Here is a 19890-nt window from a genome sequence, read left to right as displayed (position 1 = left end):
ATGCGTATAGTGTAAACCCTTTACAATATTTAGAATTCTGTTATAAAATTAATTTTGTAATGGGATTAAAATTTCAGAGAGGTTCTTAAAGAACTATAAGGAGGAACTATCATGGAAGCTTGGCAAGGCTTTAAAGGTACAGAATGGCAAGAAAAAATCGATGTGCGCGATTTCATTAATCAAAACATCACTGTTTACGAAGGAGACGACTCTTTCTTAGCAGGACCAACTGAAGCAACAACAAAATTATGGGAGCAAGTAATGGAGTTAACTAAAGCTGAGCGTGAAGCTGGCGGAGTTTTAGACTTAGATACAAAAATCGTATCAACAATTACTTCTCACGAACCAGGATACTTAAACAAAGATTTAGAACAAATCGTTGGTTTCCAAACTGACAAACCATTCAAACGTTCATTACAACCATTCGGTGGAATTCGTATGGCTGAAAAAGCAGCTGAATCTTATGGATTCCATGTAGATCCAGAAGTATCTCATATCTTCACTGAATACCGTAAAACACATAACCAAGGTGTATTCGATGCTTACACGCCAGAAATTCGTGCAGCTCGTAAATCAGGTGTTATCACAGGATTACCAGATGCTTACGGACGTGGACGTATTATCGGTGACTACCGTCGTGTGGCTTTATACGGGGTAGATCGTTTAATGGCTGAAAAATTAAAAGATCATAACAATACTTCACGTGTAATGGATGAAGAAAACATTCGTTTACGCGAAGAAATTTCTGAGCAATACCGTGCTTTAAATGAATTAAAACAAATGGCAGCAAAACATGGTTTCGATATTTCTAAACCTGCAACAACTGCTAAAGAAGCTGTTCAATGGTTATACTTTGGATACTTAGCAGCAATCAAAGAGCAAAACGGTGCTGCGATGTCTTTAGGACGTACGTCAACATTCTTAGATATCTATATTGAACGTGACTTACAAAATGGTGTTATTACTGAAGAAGAAGCACAAGAGATCATGGACCACTTCGTAATGAAATTACGTTTAGTTAAATTCTCTCGTACACCAGATTACAATGAATTATTCTCAGGAGATCCAACTTGGGTAACTGAATCAATCGCTGGTATGTCAACTGATGGATTCCCATTAGTAACTAAAAACTCATTCCGTGTTTTACACACATTAGATAACTTAGGACCAGCTCCAGAACCAAACTTAACAGTATTATGGTCAACAAAATTACCTCAAGGATTCAAAGAATACTGTGCAAAAATGTCAATCAAAACATCAGCTATTCAGTATGAAAATGATGACATCATGCGTCCAATCTATGGTGATGACTATGCAATCGCATGTTGTGTATCACCAATGAAAGTTGGTAAACAATTACAATTCTTCGGTGCACGTGCTAACTTAGCAAAAGCATTATTATATGCAATCAACGGTGGTAAAGATGAAAAATCTAAAGTACAAGTTGGACCACACTGGGCACCAATTACTGATGAAGTATTAGATTACAACAAAGTCATGGAACGTTACGATGAAGTAATGGAATGGTTAGCAGACTTATATGTTAATACATTAAATATCATCCATTACATGCATGACAAATATAGCTATGAGCGTATTGAAATGGCATTACATGATACTGATGCAGAACGCGTTTCAGCAACTGGTATCGCTGGATTATCAGTAGTAGCCGATTCATTATCAGCGATTAAATATGCTAAAGTTAAACCAATTCGTGACGAATTCGGTATTGCAGTTGACTTCGAAGTTGAAGGAGACTTCCCTAAATACGGAAACAACGATGATCGCGTAGACCAAATTGCAGTAGACGTTATGTCATCATTCATGACAAAAATCCGTAAACACAAACCATACCGTGCAAAATTACAAACTCAATCTATCTTAACTATCACATCAAACGTTGTATACGGTAAGAAAACAGGAACAACACCATGTGGTCGTAAAGCAGGTGAGCCATTCGCACCAGGTGCAAACCCAATGCACGGACGTGATTCACATGGAGCAATCGCTTCAATGTCATCAGTAGCGAAATTACCATTTGAATCTGCACAAGATGGTATCTCAAATACATTCTCATTAGTACCTAAATCATTAGGACGTACAGATGAAGAACGTAATAAAAACTTAGTAGCAATCATGGATGCTTATGTTGCTAAAAAAGGACATCACTTAAATATCAACGTATTTAACCGCGATACTTTATTAGATGCAATGGAGCACCCAGAAAAATACCCACAATTAACAATTCGTGTATCTGGTTACGCTGTAAACTTCATTAAATTAACACGTGCTCAACAATTAGATGTAATTAGCCGTACAATGCACGAAAAAATGTAATTGGTTAATATGAGAAGATAAGGTGATTAGTATGAATGGATATATACACTCAGTAGAATCTTTTGGAACAGTTGATGGCCCAGGACTTAGATTTATTGTCTTTGTACAAGGATGCGGACTTCGATGCGCATATTGCCATAATCCTGACTCATGGAAAATGAAAGAAGGAAAAGTGACAGAAGTTTCTGAAATTGTTTCAGAATTAATCAAATATAAAGAATTCTTTGAAGCCTCTGGTGGAGGAATTACAGTCAGTGGTGGAGAACCTTTATTACAAATGGAGTTCGTGACGGAACTATTTAAAGAGTGTAAAAAGCATGGCATTCATACTAACATCGATACTTCTGGTGATCTGAAGTTCAATACTGAAGAACGCAAAAATCAATTAAAAGAGCTATTAGCTGTCACTGACATGCTAATGCTCGATATTAAAATGTTTGATGCTGATAAGCATAAACAATTAACAGGAAAAGATAACGCACATATCTTGGAATTTGGTCATTTAGTTTCTGATGCAGGTGTCCCAATGTGGATTCGTCGAGTTCTAGTACCAGGACTAACAGATGATGAAGATGATCTACAAAAAACTGCCGAATACATTAAAACTCTGAAAACAGTTGAAAAAATCGAAGTTCTACCATATCACAGCATGGGTGAATACAAGTGGAAGCAACTAGGATATGATTATCCATTAAACGGACAACTCCCACCAAGCGATGAACTTGTTAAGCATGCTGAAGAAATTTTAGGTAAAGCTTTATAATGAAAAATAGCGTCCCTTTTTGGACGCTATTTTTTTATGTTGATCAAACGAAAAAGAAAAACTGTGGATAACTACTTGTGGTAGTTATCCACAGTTTTTAATAATTTTCTACGCGAATTTCAAAATGAGATTGATCGTATGAACAAACTGGACATACTTTAGGTGCTTTTTTACCATAGTGAATATGTCCACACTCTTGGCAAACCCAAGCGACTTCGTCCCCGCGTTCAAATACGATTCCTTCTTCGATGTTTTGAACTAATTTTAAATAACGTTCTTCATGATGTTTTTCAATTTTTCCAACCATATCGAATAAAGCTGCAATTCGATTAAATCCTTCTTCGCGTGCAACTTCTGCAAAGTTAGCATACATATCAGTCCACTCATCATGCTCACCTGCTGCTGCATCACGTAAATTAGTCATCGTATCAGGAATTTGATTTTCGTGTAATAAACTAAACCATAATTTTGCATGTTGTCTTTCGTTGTGTGCTGTTTCTAAAAAGATATCACCAATTTGTTCATATCCTTCTTCTTTTGCTTTTTGGGCATAAAATGTATATTTGTTACGTGCCATTGATTCTCCTGCAAAAGCAGCTAATAAGTTTTGTTCTGTTTTAGAACCTTTTAAATTACTCAATTAAATCCCCCCTGAAATAAGTATTACAAGCTTATTCTAACACGTCTATGAATTTGAACAAGAGTGTAAAAAACAGAGATTTTATCTTATTTTAGAGTGAGGATAAAGATAAGAAAAAAAGATAACCAAAAGGTTATCTTAACAATTAAAAATAAACTTTTCAATGACTTGTGCAATTCCATCTTCGTCATTAGTTGCTGTCACATAGTTTGCAGCGGCTTTTACTTCGTCTACTGCATTTCCCATCGCAACGCCAAGACCAGCAAATTCAATCATTGGTAAGTCGTTATAGCCATCACCACAAGCAATTAATTGAGATCGATCTAGATTTAAGTGATCTAATAATTTATGTAAAGAGTAGGCCTTATTAATATTTTGTGGCATAAATTCTAAGAAAAATGGAAGCGAACGAGTAATGCTTAAGCGATCACCTAATCGTTCTTTCATTTTAATTTCAACTTGAGCTAAATACTCAGGCTCTGCTGTACATAAACATTTCACTGAGTTAAATGTCACTGAATCTTTAAAGCTTTCAACTCGATTAATTGGCATTCCGTTAATCGTTGCTTCTTTTTGAATGTATTCATCATCATCAGCTGTAATAATCGCCTCATCTTCATAAGCCATAATATTTACATTCATTTCACGTGATAAATCGTATAATTCATGGCAAATTTCTGGTGTTAAAGAGTCATCGTAAATCATTTCATTGGTTTGAACAGAAATAATACGTCCCCCATTATAAGATAAAATATAACCTTTATATTCATCTAAACGTAATTCTTTAGCCGCTTTAATCATTCCGTAAGTTGGGCGACCAGAGGCTAAAACAATCATGACACCATTTTCTTGAGCCTTAAATAAAGCTTCCTTTGTTTTCGGTAAGATTTCGTTTTTAGATGACATTAAAGTCCCATCTAAATCTAAAACAATCATTTTATAGCTCATAGCTTTCTCCTCTTTCTCATATGAAATAGATTTTAATTCTTACTAGAAGATCATTGTGTAGCAGTAATTGATATTATAAATTTAATAAGATTTCTTCTTTTAAAGTAGCTAATACTTCAGGCGTATAGGCTGACATATTATTAGTATAGTGGATTTGGAATGAATCCTCGTCACTATAACGTGGAATTAAGTGAACATGATAATGGAAAACCGTTTGACCCGCTACTGGCTTATTGTTATTGACAATGTTCATTCCATCAGCTTCAAATGTTGTTTTTAAGGCATTAGCTATTTTCGGTACAACTGAAAAGACATGGCACATATCTTCTTCAGTCATTGAAAAAACATCCTCTACATGGTTTTTAGGGATGACTAATGTATGACCTTTTGTTGTTTGAGAGATATCAAGGAAAGCTAAAACATGTTCGTTTTCAAATAAAATATGACCTGGAATTTCTTTATTAATAATTTTACAGAAGATACACTGGTTCATTAAAATTCCTCCTATTAGCGGTTAAGCTTAATTATACATCTTGAATGGTATCATTTTATCAAATATTAGTAGAGTTTTAAAGTGCTAACATTTTGTCGATAAAGTGTGTTTTTTGATTAACTCCTCGTGATATAATAAGATGAATGAGAGTGAGGAGGTTATCATCGTTGAATCGAAAGAAAAATCGTGAGAATTTAGAAAAAATGATGTTAGTGGTTTTGATTGGGGCGTTAGCTATTGTTTTAGGGATTATTGAATCGTTGCTTCCGATTAAACTGCCAATCCCAGGGTTGAAGCTAGGGTTAGCTAATATTATGGTTGTGATCGGTTTATATTACTTAGATTTTAAAAATATGTTTTTAGTTATTATGTTAAAGACGGTATTAACAACGCTGTTACTTGGAACGTTCTCAATGTTTGCTTATGGTTTTGTAGGCGCGCTACTGAGTTATGTTTGTATGATGGTTGCCTTTAAAGCTTCAAAAGAAAATATTAGTTTAATGGGAATTAGTATGATCGGTGGCGTGATGCATAATATCGGTCAAATTTTAGTCGCGATGATTTTGATTAAAACGAAAGCCATTGCATATTATATGATGTTTTTATTACCAATTGGACTTTTAACAGGGGTAGTGATTGGAGTAGTAGCTAAATTAGTGATGACGCGTTTAAATGAATTTGAATTATTTAACAAGCATTATAAATTAAATAACTAATGGAGAGAGATAAATGAAAAAATTATGGCTTGGAAGATATATTAGTATCCCATCATTTTATCATTCGTTAGATCCACGTGTGAAATTATTAATGATGGTTCTTAATATTATCATGATGATTTTTATTTCAACGTGGTCAAAACTTTTACTCGCCATCAGTTTAACCATCCTTTGTATCTTCCTTAGTAAAATTCCTTTATCTTTTTATGTAAAGCAAGCGATGTTTCTTAAGTATATGTACTTGTTTTTTCTTATCTTTTTTACATTAACTGAGGGAAGCAATGTTTTGTTTACTTTTGGAATTTTTCGTGTGACGATAGATGGATTTTTGATTGGGTTTTTTTATGCGATCAAAATGATTTTATTTGTCATGATGGGAGCTTTATTAACGTTTACTACAGCACCGAGTGAAATCGTCGCTGGGACAAAGGCGCTTGTAAAAAATCAATCGATGGAGCAGTTTGCTTTTATGACAAGTCTAGCCATTCGATTAATACCGATGATTTTAGATGAGGTGAAACTCATTTATGCTGCTCAACAATCAAGAGGATTAGATTTTTCTGAAATCCCGTTTAAAGAGAAGTTATCAAAATTAATGTCCATTATTATTCCAGCCATCTCTAATACGATTAAAAGACTAACGATGATGATGGATGCGATGGAATGTCGAGGTTATATAGTTGGGAAAAATCGTACCTCTATTTATCAGTTACGATGGAAAATGAAAGATTCGCTTGTTTTAATGAGTGGACTGCTTGTTTTAGCGAGTATTATTTTAATTTAAATCGCAGAACCTGTTAATAGGTTCTTTTCTTTTAATGTTATATGAAAGGGTGAGTGTGATGATTATTCATAATGATTGGGAACCAATTCTTAAAGAACAGTGGAATCAACCGTATATGAAACATTTATTTAGTAAGTTGCATGAACAGTATGAAAAAGAGGTTGTTTATCCTCCTAAGGAAGCCGTTTTTAATGCGTTTAAACTAACACCATATTCAGAGGTTAAAGTGGTTATTTTGGGACAAGATCCTTATCATGGTCCACATCAGGCTAATGGGTTAAGTTTTTCAGTGGAATCTGGAACAAAGTTTCCGCCTTCTCTTCGAAATATTTTTAAAGAGTTAGTCGAGGATGTGAAGTGTCCTGAGCCAACAAGTGGTGATTTGAGCAAGTGGGCCAAACAAGGTGTCTTGTTATTAAATACAACGTTAACGGTAAAAGCATCTCAACCGATGTCCCACACAGGAATGGGATGGGAGTTGTTTACGGATGCTGTCCTTAAATCTTTAAATGATAAAAATACGCCTGTTGTTTTTATCTTATGGGGCAAGCACGCACAAAGTAAGAAAAAACTGATCGATGAAAGTAAGCATTTTATTATTCAATCACCACATCCATCGCCTTTATCGGCTCGTCGTGGATTTTTTGGAAGTCAGCCTTTTTCTAAAACGAATGAGTTCCTAGTTTCTAAAGGATTAAAACCGATTGATTGGTCGTTAAACTAAAAAAGCATCTCTTCGCACGAAGAGATGCTTTTTTTTTAAAATTGGTCATTGTTGTTGCTGTAAGGCATTTGTTGTCCTTGAGATTGATTGTGGTATTGTCCCTGACCTTGTGTTGGGTACATTCCAGATTGTTGAGTGTGATGAGTTAAATTTTCAGGAAGTTGATCGTAGTAAGGATATTTTTGTTTATAAAGTTCGTCTTGTTGTTTTTGATAATTATAAAGCGCCCCTAAAGTAGGGAATTTTTCAAATAAATCAGGATCAACAACATTAATTGTATTATCTAATGGATAGTAATAGTTGATTTCTTCTGGGAACTCAACATAGTCTAAGTACACTGTTAATAAGACATAGCGATGACCTGTATTTGGATCACTAATAATAATGTGATCACGTCCCGCTGCTTCAATAATTCCTACAAAGGTACGTCGCGCAGTTGCAGCATCATTTCCGCTGAATGTCATGTAGATAGTCGCTAATTTTCCACGATTTAATCGCAGGATGTTACTTACATAAGATCCCCCTTGTGCTAAGGTAAGAGCATTTCCAACAGGAACTTCAAACCCACCAAATGATAAACCGCTACCGCTATTTGTCATATTAGATGGAACTTGTCCAGGTTCAGTTGGTGTTTGTGACGTAATATGCGCACCAGATGGAAAAGGTGGTTCTACTGTACTTGGATTAACCGTTGTGAAGTTTCCTCCCATTGGATTTGCTTGTTGATATCTCCAATATGGATCAGCTGGATTTGGCATAGCTCCTCCATAAGGATAAGAATAAAAATAACTCATAATCTCTCTCCTTTCAATTTACACTCAGTCATAACAATGTTCGGATTCAAGTGGGATATAGAAGCAGTGGTCACCATATCGTCCTGAATTCCATTGTCCCCAAAATTGAGCAGGACAGGATGGTTGGAACGGGTCGTAAAACCATAGCGCAGTTGTCGCCGGTTCAAACTGTTCCCCATTAATAACTCTGTGTGCTAAACGAATTTCATTATCGCGGGCGCGTTGATAAAAGTAGTCGTATTGGACTGCTTCAAACCCACCAGGTGATTGAAAGACCATTTGCTCAATGGTATGGATGTTTCTAAAATCGTGACAGTTTGCTAACACTCGATTGACACAAACATTACCCACAAGCAACATTCCCATATCTCCATCACTTTCGGCTTCAGCACGCATGAGTCGAGCGAGTAACTCAACTTCTTTTTGAGTTGATTGGATAACTCCCATGATATCACCTCTCGCTTAATCATATGGTTTCATTTGACGAAAGATGCTAAAATTATTTTAAAAAATAAAAGGTCTTAACCTTTTATTTTTTTTGAAAAAAGAGTACAATTAAAGTATGAAATACATTAAAGGTGGTAAAATAAATGGATATCATGACAACATTAAAAAACCAAATTATTGGAAAAAACATTCGTATTGTTTTTCCTGAAGGAAATGAACCACGCGTGGTTCAAGCAGCTAGCTTATTAGCACGTGAGAACATGTTAAAACCAGTTTTAATTGGATCAGTAGAAGAAGTTCAAGCAGCAGCGGGAAGTTTTTCATTAGAAGGATGCGAAATCATCGATCCAAAACATTATGAAAAATTAGATGAGATGGTTGCGGAATTAGTCGCTGTTCGTAAAGGAAAAGTGACTGAAGAACAAGCACGTGAATTAGTCTTAAATGTTAACTACTTTGGAACAATGTTAGTTCATATGGGATTAGCTGCAGGTTTAGTATCAGGTGCGATTCACTCAACAGGAGATACGGTACGTCCAGCATTACAAATTATTAAGACAAAACCAGGAATCTCAAAAACATTCGGATATTTTGCAATGTTACGTGGAGATGAGCGTTATATCTTTGCAGATTGTGCGATTAATCCAAACCCAACAAGTGGTGATTTAGCTGAATTTGCGATCGAATCAGCACGCGTTGCGCGTATGTTTGATATTGATCCTAAAGTTGCATTATTAAGCTTCTCAACAAAAGGATCAGCTAAAACAGAAGAGACGAAAAAAGTAACAGATGCAATGGAAATCTTAAACGGAATGGAATTAGATTTCGATTACGATGGAGAATTACAATTTGATGCTGCTTTTGTTCCAGCTGTAGCAAAAACAAAAGCGAAAGATTCTAAAGTTGCAGGACAAGCGAATGTATTCGTATTCCCTGATTTAAATGCTGGAAATATCGGATATAAAATTGCTCAACGTTTAGGTGGATTTGAAGCAGTCGGACCAATCTTAGCTGGATTAAATAAACCAGTTAATGACTTATCACGTGGATGTTCTCCAGAAGACGTTTACGGAACAGCAATCATTACTGCAAATCAAACGTTATTATAAGAATAAAAGATAATCTTAGATTTTAAGAAATCATAAAAAAGTGAGCTTTGTGTTTTCGTTGACATAAAGCTCATTTTTTTATAAACTTTTATAAAGATACACTTTAAAAAATAGAAAAGGAAGGTGTAATCGATGTTTAATTTAGATGACTTACTAGCTGAACCAAATGAGTTCCGCGTTTGTGATAAATGTAAAGCAACGAATTTAACAACTTTATTACCACGATTAAAAGAAATTGATCCAAAAGCAAAAATTTATCAAGGATGCCAATCATATTGTGGTCCTGGTCGTGATCGTTCATTTGTTTTTATTAATAATAAGCCAATTTTAGCAGAAAACGAAGACGAATTAATCCAAAAGGTAAAAGAGTTTTTAGGGAAGTAAGCTTAAAAAAGACAAAAAAATCAATTTTAATGATTTTTTTGTCTTTTTTGTTTGTATTTCATAAAAGTAGTAAAAGATAAGATTAGAATTAATGAAGATAAACATATTGATGATTAACTTGATGAATCTTAGAAATCTTATCAACTAATAAATCGGCAATATAAGAGATGATCTCTAATTCATCTTTAAATAAAGGATGAGTTTGTGGCTCTTTTTTGATGACAAAGGATAGACGAGCTTTTAAAAAAGGTGTTAATTTTTCAAATATTTGAGTACCTGTTAAGTAATGAGCTTGATGAAGGATGAGAAGATCGTAAATTTCTTTAATGAGGATTGAAAAGAGTTGATGATGTCTTAAAAAAGATTCTTTATCATTAGTAAAGTCATCTCTTGTTTTCAAACACATGAAATCACACCCTTTAAAAAGTTGTTATATAGCTAGTATAGCAAGTTTAGATGATATTATTGCAAAATTCCGACTGTAACCCTTAATATTTAGCAAACGTTTTGTCGTCTAAAGCCAAGTTTATTCATAATATGGTATACTTATACTATATTAAAAAGAATTTTACATTATTTATAATAATGATGAGATATAGTTGGTGATGTTAATGACAAAGTTAGAAGAAAAAGTATTTAGAGATCCAGTGTATGGTTATGTCCATGTCTATGATCAATTAATTTGGGATTTAATACAAACGAAAGAGGTTCAACGTTTACGTCGTATTAAGCAATTAGGCGGAACTTATATGGTCTTTCATACGGCTGAGCATAGCCGCTTTTCACACTCACTAGGGGTGTATGAAATGGCACGTCGAATTATTCGAGCACTCATGCATCAAGAAACAGTGCTAAGTGAAGAGGAACGTTTATTAGTGTTATCTGCTGCATTACTTCATGATTTAGGTCATGGTCCATTTTCACATTCCTTTGAAGCAGTTTTTAGTGTTCGCCATGAATTGTTTACTGAACGTATCATCATGGAAGATACAGAAGTCAATCGTGTATTAGAAGGTTATCAAAAAGGATTTGCAAAAAAAGTACGTGACGTCATTAATAAAACTTATCCTAATCCGTTAGTGATTAATATTATTTCAAGCCAGTTAGATGCGGACCGCTTAGATTATTTGCTTCGTGATGCTTATTTTACTGGGGCACCTTATGGTGAAATAGATGTTGAGCGTATTTTAAGAACAATGCGTGTGGTAAATAATAAGATTGTTTATAAAGTTTCAGGAATGCACGCCATTGAAGACTATTTAATGAGTCGTTATCAAATGTATTGGCAAGTCTATTTACACTCAGCTGGACGAAGCTTCGATTTAGTGATTCAGCGCATGCTTCATCGTGTTCGAGAGTTAATTTTTGAAGGATATGAATTTAACTGCCATCTAGGGGCGATTAAAGATTTATTTTTAGAAGAAGAACCGTCTGTTGAAACTTATTTGAAGTTTGACGATTCAACGATTTTATATTATGCCTCTTTATTTGCGGAAGAAAAAGATCCTATTTTAAGCGACTTAGCGGATCGCTTTATTAACAGACGTTTATTAAAAGAGGTTCACTATACACCAAGTGATGAAACTCATGAAAAATTAAAACAAATAAGAGAATACATGATTGAGTTAGGGATTAATCCTGACTATTATTTATTGACTGATCATAGTGTTAAAACACCGTATGATTATTATGGACATAAAACGAATTGTTTACCAGATTGCATCGAATTGTTAATGCGCGATGGTTCAATTCAAGAGATATCGGAAGTATCGACCATTATTAAGGGAATTATTGCAGTGAAGCCAAAACAAGAACATAAAGTTTATTTTCCATTAGATTTAATTTCAGAAAGTCAAAATGAAGAGGTAAAGAAAAAAGTCATTGAATTACTATACGAAAATGTTAAGTAAAAGTAAAAAAGAAGTAGAGGAAAATGTATGTTTAAAGAAGTAATAGTTGTAGAAGGTCGTGATGACACACGTCGTTTAAAAGAAGTTTATCCTGAGGTTGAAACGATAGAAACTAATGGATCAGCTATTAATCAGGAAGTCTTAGATCGAATTAAAATTTTACAAGAACAACGAGGAGTCATTGTTTTTACTGACCCTGATTTTCCAGGAAATAAAATTCGCCAAGCAGTGATGCAGTACGTTCCAGATTGTAAGCATGCACACTTACAAAAAGGTGATGCGATTGCTAAAAACGGACGTGGTCTTGGAGTCGAACACGCTAGTGATGAAGCCATTAAAGAAGCTTTAACAAACTTAATTACACCTAAGAATACGGTGGTTGAAGAAATAGAATCACAATTTTTATTTGATTTTGGTCTAATTGGGCATTCAAACAGTGCAAAGGTTCGTGAAAGGTTAAGTCAAGTTTTAGGCATTGGTTATGTTAATGGAAAACAACTTCAAAAACGATTAATGATGTTTGGAATTACAAAACAACAAGTCGTAGACGCTCTAACGGAAGAACACTTAGAAATGTTAAAATAAAGGAGTTATTAAAAGATGAGAGATATTGCAACGAAGTCAAACACAAAAGAAATTATCGAAAGACACGGATTTACTTTCAAAAAAAGTTTTGGACAAAACTTTTTAACAGACACAAATATTTTAAATAAAATTGTGAACGCAGCTGACTTAACAGATGAAGTTGGCGTGATTGAAATAGGTCCGGGAATTGGGGCTTTAACAGAATTCATTGCACGTAAAGCTAAAAAAGTGGTTGCTTATGAAATTGATCCAAGACTAATTCCGATTTTAGCAGAAACATTAGCTCCTTATGATAATGTTAAAGTGATTCATCAAGATATTTTAAAAGCAGATGTGGCTTCAATGATTGAAGAAGAATTCAAAGATGTTAAGGAAATTGCTGTGGTAGCTAATTTACCTTACTATATTACAACGCCTATTTTGATGGGATTAATTGAAAAGAAATTACCTATCGATCGCTATGTTACGATGATGCAAAAAGAAGTGGCTGAACGCTTATCAGCTAAACCAGGATCAAAGGATTATAACGCCTTATCAATCGCTGTTCAATATTATACGGAAGCAAAAATTGCATTAACTGTACCGAAAACAGTATTTATTCCAGCTCCAAACGTTGACAGTGCGGTTGTTCGTTTAACGAAGCGTCAACAACCGGCAGTAGAAGTTATTGATGAAGACTTCTTTATGGATGTTGTTCATGCAGCCTTTAAGCAACGTCGTAAAACGTTACAAAATAATTTAAATCAACACTTTATGGCATTAACGAAAGAACAAGTAACTGATATTTTAGAAGAAGCTGATATTTTACCAAATCGTCGTGGTGAATCATTATCTATTGAAGAGTTTGCGAAATTAGCTAATACATTTTACCAACATATCAATCAATAAAAAAGAAGGTCTTTTACTAATAAAAGACCTTCTTTTTTTGTTCCTAATAAGGAGTTGCGACATATAATAACGTGAGGTGATGAGGATGAGTGAGGTAGTCAAAGTAGGAGATATTGTTGGGAGACGTTCCTATAACTCAGATACGATGTTTCGAATTGAAAATATAGTTGATGAAACAGCCTATTTAAAGGGAATTTTTTTCCGACTTACAGCTGATGCTCCATTAAATGATTTAGAAGTAATCTCAAGTGAAGAATATCAACGAGCTGAACAAGTTGAATTTGATCAATATCGAACAATTTTACCACCTGTTATGAGCCAAATGCGTAGCTATGATAACGGGGATTTTTATATTAGCGGAAGGATTCTACATGTTGATGGAGATGAAGAGTACCTTCAGAAGAGTATTAAGTTGTACAAGTATGCAAAAGTTTATGCACAAGCCTTCGCTGTTGAGGAAAAGGATATGAAGGTAAAAGTACCTGAACTCGTTAGAAGGTTAAGACCAAATATTGTAGTCATTACTGGTCACGATGCTTTAGAAGATAAAGAGCATGAAGATGATTTGAGCTCGTATCGTAGTTCTAAATACTTTGTTGAAACAGTCAATGCCTTACGTGAGATGGAGCCATCGCTAGACTATTTGATAGTTATCGCAGGGGCTTGTCAGTCGCACTTTGAGGCATTAATTGGATCAGGAGCAAATTTTGCTTCTTCTCCTAAGCGAATTAATATTCATGCGTTAGATCCTGCAATTATTGCGGCAACTGTAGCACTTACCCCTTACGAAGAACAAGTAGACTTAAGGGAAGCTATTGAGAAAACAATTGCTCAAATTGCAGGAATTGGTGGGCTTCAAACCAAAGGAACGCTTCGTTATGGCATCAGAAAAGTTTAAAAATATTTAATTTTATCATTGTTAGTACATAATTTCAAGTGTTTAACACATAATAATATTGAAAAAAAATGCTTTTTATGGTATGCTTTATAATAGAAAGGGCGTGATGTTTTGGCTAATAATATCGTAACTATTCGTCAAGAGTTGAGTGAACAAGTGGGTAAGGAAGTGAAGCTTACTGCTTATGAAAGTCGTAACCGTGTGGTTGAGCATACGGGAGTTTTATCGAATACGTATCCTTCTATTTTTGTAATTGATTTAGATAGTGAACGCGACTCAGTGGATCGTGTTTCTTATAGCTATATTGATGTTTTAACGGGATCAGTTGAATTAAAGTTTAATTAATATTAAAAAAAGTAGTCGACATTGTTTACTACTTTTTTTGTATAATAAAACAGGGTCATATGATAAAATAAAGTCATACCGATTGGAGGAATGGCTATGGTAACAATTAAAGCTCCAGCAAAAATAAATTTAGCATTAGATACGCTTTATAAACGTAAAGACAATTATCATGAAGTTGAAATGATTATGACAACTGTTGATTTAGCAGACTACATTACAGTCACTCCCCTTGAAACCAATAAAATCGTTATTAAATCTAATGAGTTTACGATGCCACTGAATGAAAAGAATTTAGCTTATCAAGCGGCTCAATTATTTAAGGAACATTTTAATATAGATAAAGGAGTCGAAATCTATATTAAAAAGAAAATTCCCGTGGCAGCGGGATTAGCAGGTGGAAGTAGTAATGCTGCTGCGACGTTAAAAGCATTAAAAGAACTTTGGCAAGTTGATTGTACAACTGATGAACTAGCTGAACTAGGGGCAAAGTTAGGATCAGATATACCATTTTGTGTATATGGTGGGACAGCCTTAGCAACAGGTCGTGGGGAAATCATTCAACCGATTCCATCTCCCCCAAAATGTTGGGTCATTTTAATTAAACCACGTATTGGTGTGTCAACGAAAGAAATTTACGAAGCCTTAGATGCTAGCAAGGTTGAGCATTTAGATATTGAGGGTATGTTACAGTGTATCAATGAAAAAGATTATCAAGGAGTTTGTCAGCGACTAGGAAACTCATTAGAAGAAGTCACGTTACAACGTTATCCTGTTGTAGCTGAAATTAAAAATAAGCTAGTTCAATTTGGGGCAGATGCTGTATTAATGAGTGGAAGTGGTCCAACTGTTTTTGCACTTGTTCGTAAAGAATATAAGCTAAGGCGAATTATTAATAGTATTAATGGATGTTTTAGAGATCACGAAGTACATGCTGTTCGATTAATTGGCTAATAAGTAAAAGTATCTTAATCACAAAATGATTAAGATATTTTTTTTATAATTAAATTTAGTAATCCGAATAATTCTCTTGAATTTTAACAAAAAATTGTATATAATTGTAAAAAATGACAGGGAACACAAAAAAGACATAAAAGTGCTTACATATCATGGTATAGTTAATATCGTACCAGGACGACTTAGGAGGATGAGAAGAATGAATATTACAGATGTAAGAATTCGCAAGGTAGAGACAGACAACAGAATGAAAGCTATTGCATCTATTACTTTAGATGATTGTTTTGTTATTCATGATTTACGTGTAATTCAAGGGGACGAACACTTATTCGTGGCAATGCCAAGTCGTAAAACTTCAACAGGAGAATTTAAAGATATTGCGCATCCAATTAATCATGATACACGCAAAGAACTAGAAGACTTTGTTATCAAAGCATACGAAGAAGCAGAATAATGATTTAAACTGGGGGAAGTTTATATTAACTAAACATTGATGATAAGAGATTAAATCTTTGATAAATCATATAATAAACTTCACGATCAAGCATCAGTTAAAAAGCTATAATCATTTGATTATAGCTTTTTTGTTGTAAAATAGCTTGATAAAAAGGGATGAGTAACGAATAAAAAGAGTTCTACTTCTATATAAAAACAGAAATGTATTTCATTATTATATGTCAGTCTTAGTTGAACGATTACTTTAATACTGAGGCAGACTATAGTCCAGCTAAAAGTTTTCCGATAGGAAAAACTTATCTGGACTTATATATATAAAAAATAAAATTATCCAAATTTTCAATGAATAAAGATAAAAGATTAATTTGATAGGATTAAGTGTGCTATACTAAAAGAAATAAGACAATTTAACGGAGGGATTGTAATGAACAAATATGCGGTTGTACTAGCGGCTGGGAAAGGAACTCGAATGAAATCGAGTTTACATAAAGTATTACATCAAGTATTAGGTAAATCAATGGTTGATCATGCGGTAACTAATTTAGAAAAAATCGGAGTCGATAAAATCGTGACCGTTATTGGTTATGAAGCTGAATCGGTTCAAGCAGAGTTAAAAGATCGCGTAGAGTATGCAATGCAAACAGAACAATTAGGAACAGGTCATGCTGTTATGATGACAAAGGATTTATTAGAAGGATTAGATGGGGTAACGATCGTGACTTACGGAGATGTCCCACTTTTAACAGAACAGACGATTGCTAATTTATTTGATTATCATCAATCACAAGAAGCTGCGATTACCATTTTAACAGCTTGTACTGATAATCCGACAGGATACGGACGTATTATTCGTGACGAATTAGGAAATGTATTAAAAATTGTCGAACAAAAAGATGCAAACGCAGGCGAATTATTAGTAAAAGAAATTAATACTGGTGTTTGTTGCTATGATAATAAAGTATTATTTGAAGCTTTAACAAAGATTACAAATAATAACTCACAAGGGGAATACTATTTAACAGATTTAGTTGGTATTATTCGTGACATGGGATTAAAGGTAGTCGCTTATGTGAACGAAGATTTTGAAGAAACGTTAGGTGTCAACGATCGTGTTCAATTAGCTTATGCGGAAAAAGTTCTTCGCAAACGTATTAATGAATTCCATATGCGCAATGGTGTAACGATTATTAATCCAGAAGCGACGTATATTGGAACAGATGTTCAAATTGGACAAGATGTTATTATTTATCCGGGAACAATGATTACAGGTCAGTCTGTTATCGAAAATCATGTTGTTATTGGAGCAAATTCTCAAATTATCAATTCAACAATTGGTGCACATACTACCGTTAATGCATCTGTTATTTCAGATTCAACGATTGGTTCGTTTACAACAGTTGGACCATTCGCACATATTCGTATGCATGCTGAAATTGGAAATAAAGCTCGTATTGGTAATTTCGTTGAAATTAAAAAATCTGTGTTTAAAGATGGAGCTAAATCAGCACACTTAAGTTATATTGGAGATGCTGAACTTGGTGAAAATGTAAATATGGGATGTGGATCAATTACTGTCAATTATGATGGGAAAAATAAACATAAGACAATAATTGGTGCGAATACCATGGTTGGATGCAATGTGAATTTAGTTGCACCAGTGACTATTGAACCAAATACTTATTTAGCTGCAGGGTCAACCATTACAGAAAATGTTCCTGAAGATGCATTAGCTATTGCACGTCCAAAACAAGTAAATAAAGAAGGCTATGCTAAAGTTCTTCGTGAAAAATTATAATTAATAACGGTTAAATGGTAATATTTGATTAAACATAACTTGAAAGAATTGAAAAAAAATAAGAAATTGTGTAAAATACTGTCTGAAGTGTGTTTATTCTAGGAGGTTAAATCATCATGGCAGAAATTAATCGTAAGAAGTTTAAAATTTTTAGTTTAAATGCTAATCGCGAATTAGCACAAGAAATTGCAGATCGAATTGGAGTCCCATTATCTGATTTAACAGTTAACCGATTTGCTGACGGAGAAGTACAAGTTAACATTAATGAAACTGTTCGTGGGCATCACGTATTTGTGGTTCAACCAACACATAGCCCAGTTAATGAAAATTTAATGGAACTTTTAGTTATGATCGATGCTTTAAAACGTGCATCTGCAAAAACAATTAATGTGATCATGCCGTATTATGGTTATTCACGTCAAGATCGTAAAGCAAAAGCTCGTCAACCAATTACAGCTAAATTAGTTGCTAACTTAATTGAGGCAGCGGGAGCAACGCGCGTTATGACAATGGATTTACACGCAACACAAATTCAAGGATTCTTTGATATTCCAATCGATGATTTCCGTGCAATGCCAATCATCGCAAAATACTTCATCGATAAAGACTTAAAAGACATTGTAGTCGTATCACCAGATCACGGTGGTGCAACACGTGCTCGTGTATTAGCGGAATACTTAGATGCACCTATCGCTATCATCGATAAACGTCGTCCAAAACCAAACGTTGCAGAGGTTATGGGATTAATCGGTGAAGTTGAAGGAAAACATGCCATCATCATCGATGACATGATTGATACAGCAGGAACAATCCAAATTGCTGCAAATGCATTAAAAGAACGCGGAGCTTTATCAGTATACGCTGCATGTACACATCCAATTCTTTCAGGACCTGCAGTTGAACGTATTGAAAACTCAGCTATTAAAGAATTAGTTACAACAAACACAATTAATCTGCCAGAAGAAAAACGAAGCTCTAAAATTACACAATTATCAGTTGGTGATTTATTAGCAGAAGGTATTTTACATATCTTAAATGACGAACCAGTTTCGGATTTATTCGTTTATAATCGTGATTTATACAATTTCTAATCATTTTTAAAGGTAAAAAAGCGATACTAAACTTAGTATCGCTTTTTATTATTAAGTGATGAACTCAAACGAAGGGATACAATTTTTTAACGGATAATTACTAACTTTTTAATACTATTTTTATTAGAGTTCAATGATTAAAGATCAACTCTCTTAGAATTTGTAAATAGAAGAAATATTGGTAAAACATATATGTTTACTGTAAAATAAAAGATGTTATTTAAACACTAAATGAGGTGAATTTTTATGAAATTGTTTGTAGGTCTTGGAAATCCAGGTTCAAAATATGAAAGAACACGCCATAATGCAGGATTTATGGTGATTGATAAGCTTAGTAAAGCTTGGAATATTGAATTATCTGAGGAAAAGAAGTTTAAAGGAGAAATTGGACGTGGTGTTGTTAAAGGTGAAAAAGTAATCTTACTTAAGCCAACGACTTTCATGAACTTATCTGGAGAATCTGTACGTGCAGTGATGGATTTTTATGATGTTGATATTGACGATTTAGTGGTTATTTATGACGACTTAGATTTACCACACGGAAAAATTCGCATGCGTTTAAAAGGAAGTGCGGGAGGCCATAATGGAATTAAATCATTAATCTCACATGTTAAAACTCAAGAATTTAAACGTATTCGTGTTGGAATTGATCGACATCCAAAAATTCCAGTTGTTGATTACGTGTTAGGAAAGTTTACAGAAGAGGAGTTAGCACTTGTTAATCAAGCGATTGATTTATCAGTTAAAGCATGTGAAATGGCACTGACTGAATCTTTTAATAAAGTAATGACAGAATATAGTAAATAGGTTGATGTTAGAAGGCGGGTGT

General features: G+C 34.1%; 23 protein-coding genes. 17 read left to right on the top strand and 6 right to left on the bottom strand.

The genetic code is table 11. The annotated features are described in order from the left end of the window. Positions 1-111: 111 nt before the first annotated feature. Complete coding sequence (gene pflB, locus JRC48_RS09570) at positions 112-2337, top strand: formate C-acetyltransferase (RefSeq protein WP_235069336.1); 2226 nt, start codon at positions 112-114, stop codon at positions 2335-2337. A gap of 31 nt (positions 2338-2368) precedes the next feature. Beyond that, complete coding sequence (gene pflA / locus JRC48_RS09565; RefSeq protein WP_235069335.1) at positions 2369-3100, top strand: pyruvate formate-lyase-activating protein; 732 nt, start codon at positions 2369-2371, stop codon at positions 3098-3100. Between the two features lie 97 nt (positions 3101-3197). Here the strand turns inward: pflA and rbr are convergent, their stop codons facing one another. The 3 genes from rbr to JRC48_RS09550 all read right to left on the bottom strand — a co-directional run bounded on the left by rbr (position 3198) and on the right by JRC48_RS09550 (position 5181). Beyond that, on the bottom strand, positions 3198-3740 hold the full coding sequence (rbr, locus tag JRC48_RS09560) for a rubrerythrin (protein WP_235069334.1): 543 nt from the start codon (positions 3738-3740) through the stop codon (positions 3198-3200). A gap of 138 nt (positions 3741-3878) precedes the next feature. Next, positions 3879-4688, bottom strand: coding sequence for a Cof-type HAD-IIB family hydrolase (locus tag JRC48_RS09555; RefSeq protein ID WP_304941314.1), 810 nt, complete (start codon positions 4686-4688; stop codon positions 3879-3881). Positions 4689-4761: 73 nt separating this feature from the next. Beyond that, complete coding sequence (locus JRC48_RS09550) at positions 4762-5181, bottom strand: HIT family protein (protein ID WP_235069333.1); 420 nt, start codon at positions 5179-5181, stop codon at positions 4762-4764. Positions 5182-5348: 167 nt separating this feature from the next. Between JRC48_RS09550 and JRC48_RS09545 the strand changes: the two genes are divergently transcribed. Genes JRC48_RS09545 through JRC48_RS09535 form a run of 3 tightly spaced genes read left to right on the top strand, consistent with a single transcriptional unit; the run spans position 5349 to position 7405 of the window. Further along, positions 5349-5897 carry a Gx transporter family protein gene (locus JRC48_RS09545; RefSeq protein ID WP_235069332.1) on the top strand — a complete coding sequence of 183 codons (549 nt, stop codon included), beginning with the start codon at positions 5349-5351 and terminating at the stop codon, positions 5895-5897. 13 nt (positions 5898-5910) lie between these two features. Beyond that, complete coding sequence (locus tag JRC48_RS09540) at positions 5911-6681, top strand: energy-coupling factor transporter transmembrane protein EcfT (RefSeq protein WP_235069331.1); 771 nt, start codon at positions 5911-5913, stop codon at positions 6679-6681. 58 nt (positions 6682-6739) lie between these two features. Next, positions 6740-7405, top strand: a complete 666-nt coding sequence (locus JRC48_RS09535; protein WP_235069330.1) for a uracil-DNA glycosylase — start codon at positions 6740-6742, stop codon at positions 7403-7405. 35 nt (positions 7406-7440) lie between these two features. On the opposite strand, the gene gerQ is transcribed toward JRC48_RS09535, so the two are convergent. Both gerQ and JRC48_RS09525 read right to left on the bottom strand, forming a co-directional pair. Continuing rightward, positions 7441-8199, bottom strand: coding sequence for a spore coat protein GerQ (gene gerQ, locus JRC48_RS09530; RefSeq protein WP_235069329.1), 759 nt, complete (start codon positions 8197-8199; stop codon positions 7441-7443). 24 nt (positions 8200-8223) lie between these two features. Then, the gene (locus JRC48_RS09525; protein WP_235069328.1) at positions 8224-8646 is read right to left on the bottom strand and encodes a cell wall hydrolase; all 423 of its coding nucleotides are present in this window, start codon (positions 8644-8646) and stop codon (positions 8224-8226) included. 143 nt (positions 8647-8789) lie between these two features. Between JRC48_RS09525 and pta the strand changes: the two genes are divergently transcribed. Then, complete coding sequence (pta, locus tag JRC48_RS09520; RefSeq protein ID WP_235069327.1) at positions 8790-9755, top strand: phosphate acetyltransferase; 966 nt, start codon at positions 8790-8792, stop codon at positions 9753-9755. A gap of 132 nt (positions 9756-9887) precedes the next feature. Then, on the top strand, positions 9888-10139 hold the full coding sequence (locus JRC48_RS09515; RefSeq protein WP_235069326.1) for a YuzB family protein: 252 nt from the start codon (positions 9888-9890) through the stop codon (positions 10137-10139). A gap of 88 nt (positions 10140-10227) precedes the next feature. On the opposite strand, the gene JRC48_RS09510 is transcribed toward JRC48_RS09515, so the two are convergent. Continuing rightward, a complete protein-coding gene (locus JRC48_RS09510; protein ID WP_235069325.1) occupies positions 10228-10545 on the bottom strand; it encodes a hypothetical protein in 318 nt (105 codons plus the stop codon). A gap of 205 nt (positions 10546-10750) precedes the next feature. Between JRC48_RS09510 and JRC48_RS09505 the strand changes: the two genes are divergently transcribed. The 10 genes from JRC48_RS09505 (at position 10751) to pth (ending at position 19868) form a co-directional block, all read left to right on the top strand. Then, positions 10751-12049 (top strand): HD domain-containing protein, encoded by a 1299-nt coding sequence (locus tag JRC48_RS09505; RefSeq protein WP_235069324.1) that lies wholly within the window; start codon positions 10751-10753, stop codon positions 12047-12049. Positions 12050-12076: 27 nt separating this feature from the next. Continuing rightward, a complete protein-coding gene (gene rnmV, locus JRC48_RS09500) occupies positions 12077-12634 on the top strand; it encodes a ribonuclease M5 (protein ID WP_235069323.1) in 558 nt (185 codons plus the stop codon). Positions 12635-12649: 15 nt separating this feature from the next. Further along, positions 12650-13522 (top strand): 16S rRNA (adenine(1518)-N(6)/adenine(1519)-N(6))-dimethyltransferase RsmA, encoded by an 873-nt coding sequence (gene rsmA, locus JRC48_RS09495; protein WP_235069322.1) that lies wholly within the window; start codon positions 12650-12652, stop codon positions 13520-13522. A gap of 85 nt (positions 13523-13607) precedes the next feature. Next, positions 13608-14420 (top strand): sporulation peptidase YabG, encoded by an 813-nt coding sequence (gene yabG / locus JRC48_RS09490; RefSeq protein ID WP_235069321.1) that lies wholly within the window; start codon positions 13608-13610, stop codon positions 14418-14420. 111 nt (positions 14421-14531) lie between these two features. Beyond that, positions 14532-14765 (top strand): Veg family protein, encoded by a 234-nt coding sequence (locus JRC48_RS09485; RefSeq protein ID WP_235069320.1) that lies wholly within the window; start codon positions 14532-14534, stop codon positions 14763-14765. 96 nt (positions 14766-14861) lie between these two features. Next, the gene (gene ispE, locus JRC48_RS09480) at positions 14862-15716 is read left to right on the top strand and encodes a 4-(cytidine 5'-diphospho)-2-C-methyl-D-erythritol kinase (protein ID WP_235069319.1); all 855 of its coding nucleotides are present in this window, start codon (positions 14862-14864) and stop codon (positions 15714-15716) included. A gap of 202 nt (positions 15717-15918) precedes the next feature. Next, complete coding sequence (gene spoVG / locus JRC48_RS09475; protein WP_235071052.1) at positions 15919-16173, top strand: septation regulator SpoVG; 255 nt, start codon at positions 15919-15921, stop codon at positions 16171-16173. Positions 16174-16599: 426 nt separating this feature from the next. Further along, on the top strand, positions 16600-17970 hold the full coding sequence (glmU, locus tag JRC48_RS09470; RefSeq protein WP_235069318.1) for a bifunctional UDP-N-acetylglucosamine diphosphorylase/glucosamine-1-phosphate N-acetyltransferase GlmU: 1371 nt from the start codon (positions 16600-16602) through the stop codon (positions 17968-17970). Positions 17971-18086: 116 nt separating this feature from the next. Next, positions 18087-19061 carry a ribose-phosphate diphosphokinase gene (locus tag JRC48_RS09465; protein WP_235069317.1) on the top strand — a complete coding sequence of 325 codons (975 nt, stop codon included), beginning with the start codon at positions 18087-18089 and terminating at the stop codon, positions 19059-19061. Between the two features lie 246 nt (positions 19062-19307). Beyond that, entirely contained in the window at positions 19308-19868 is a 561-nt protein-coding gene (gene pth / locus JRC48_RS09460) for an aminoacyl-tRNA hydrolase (protein ID WP_235069316.1), read from the top strand. Positions 19869-19890 lie beyond the last annotated feature (22 nt).

Source organism: Turicibacter sp. TJ11 (assembly GCF_021497505.1).
Taxonomy (GTDB): Bacteria; Bacillota_I; Bacilli_A; order MOL361; family Turicibacteraceae; genus Turicibacter.
Note: the sequence above shows the minus strand (reverse complement) of the source record. Positions and strands in the feature narration are given on the sequence as shown.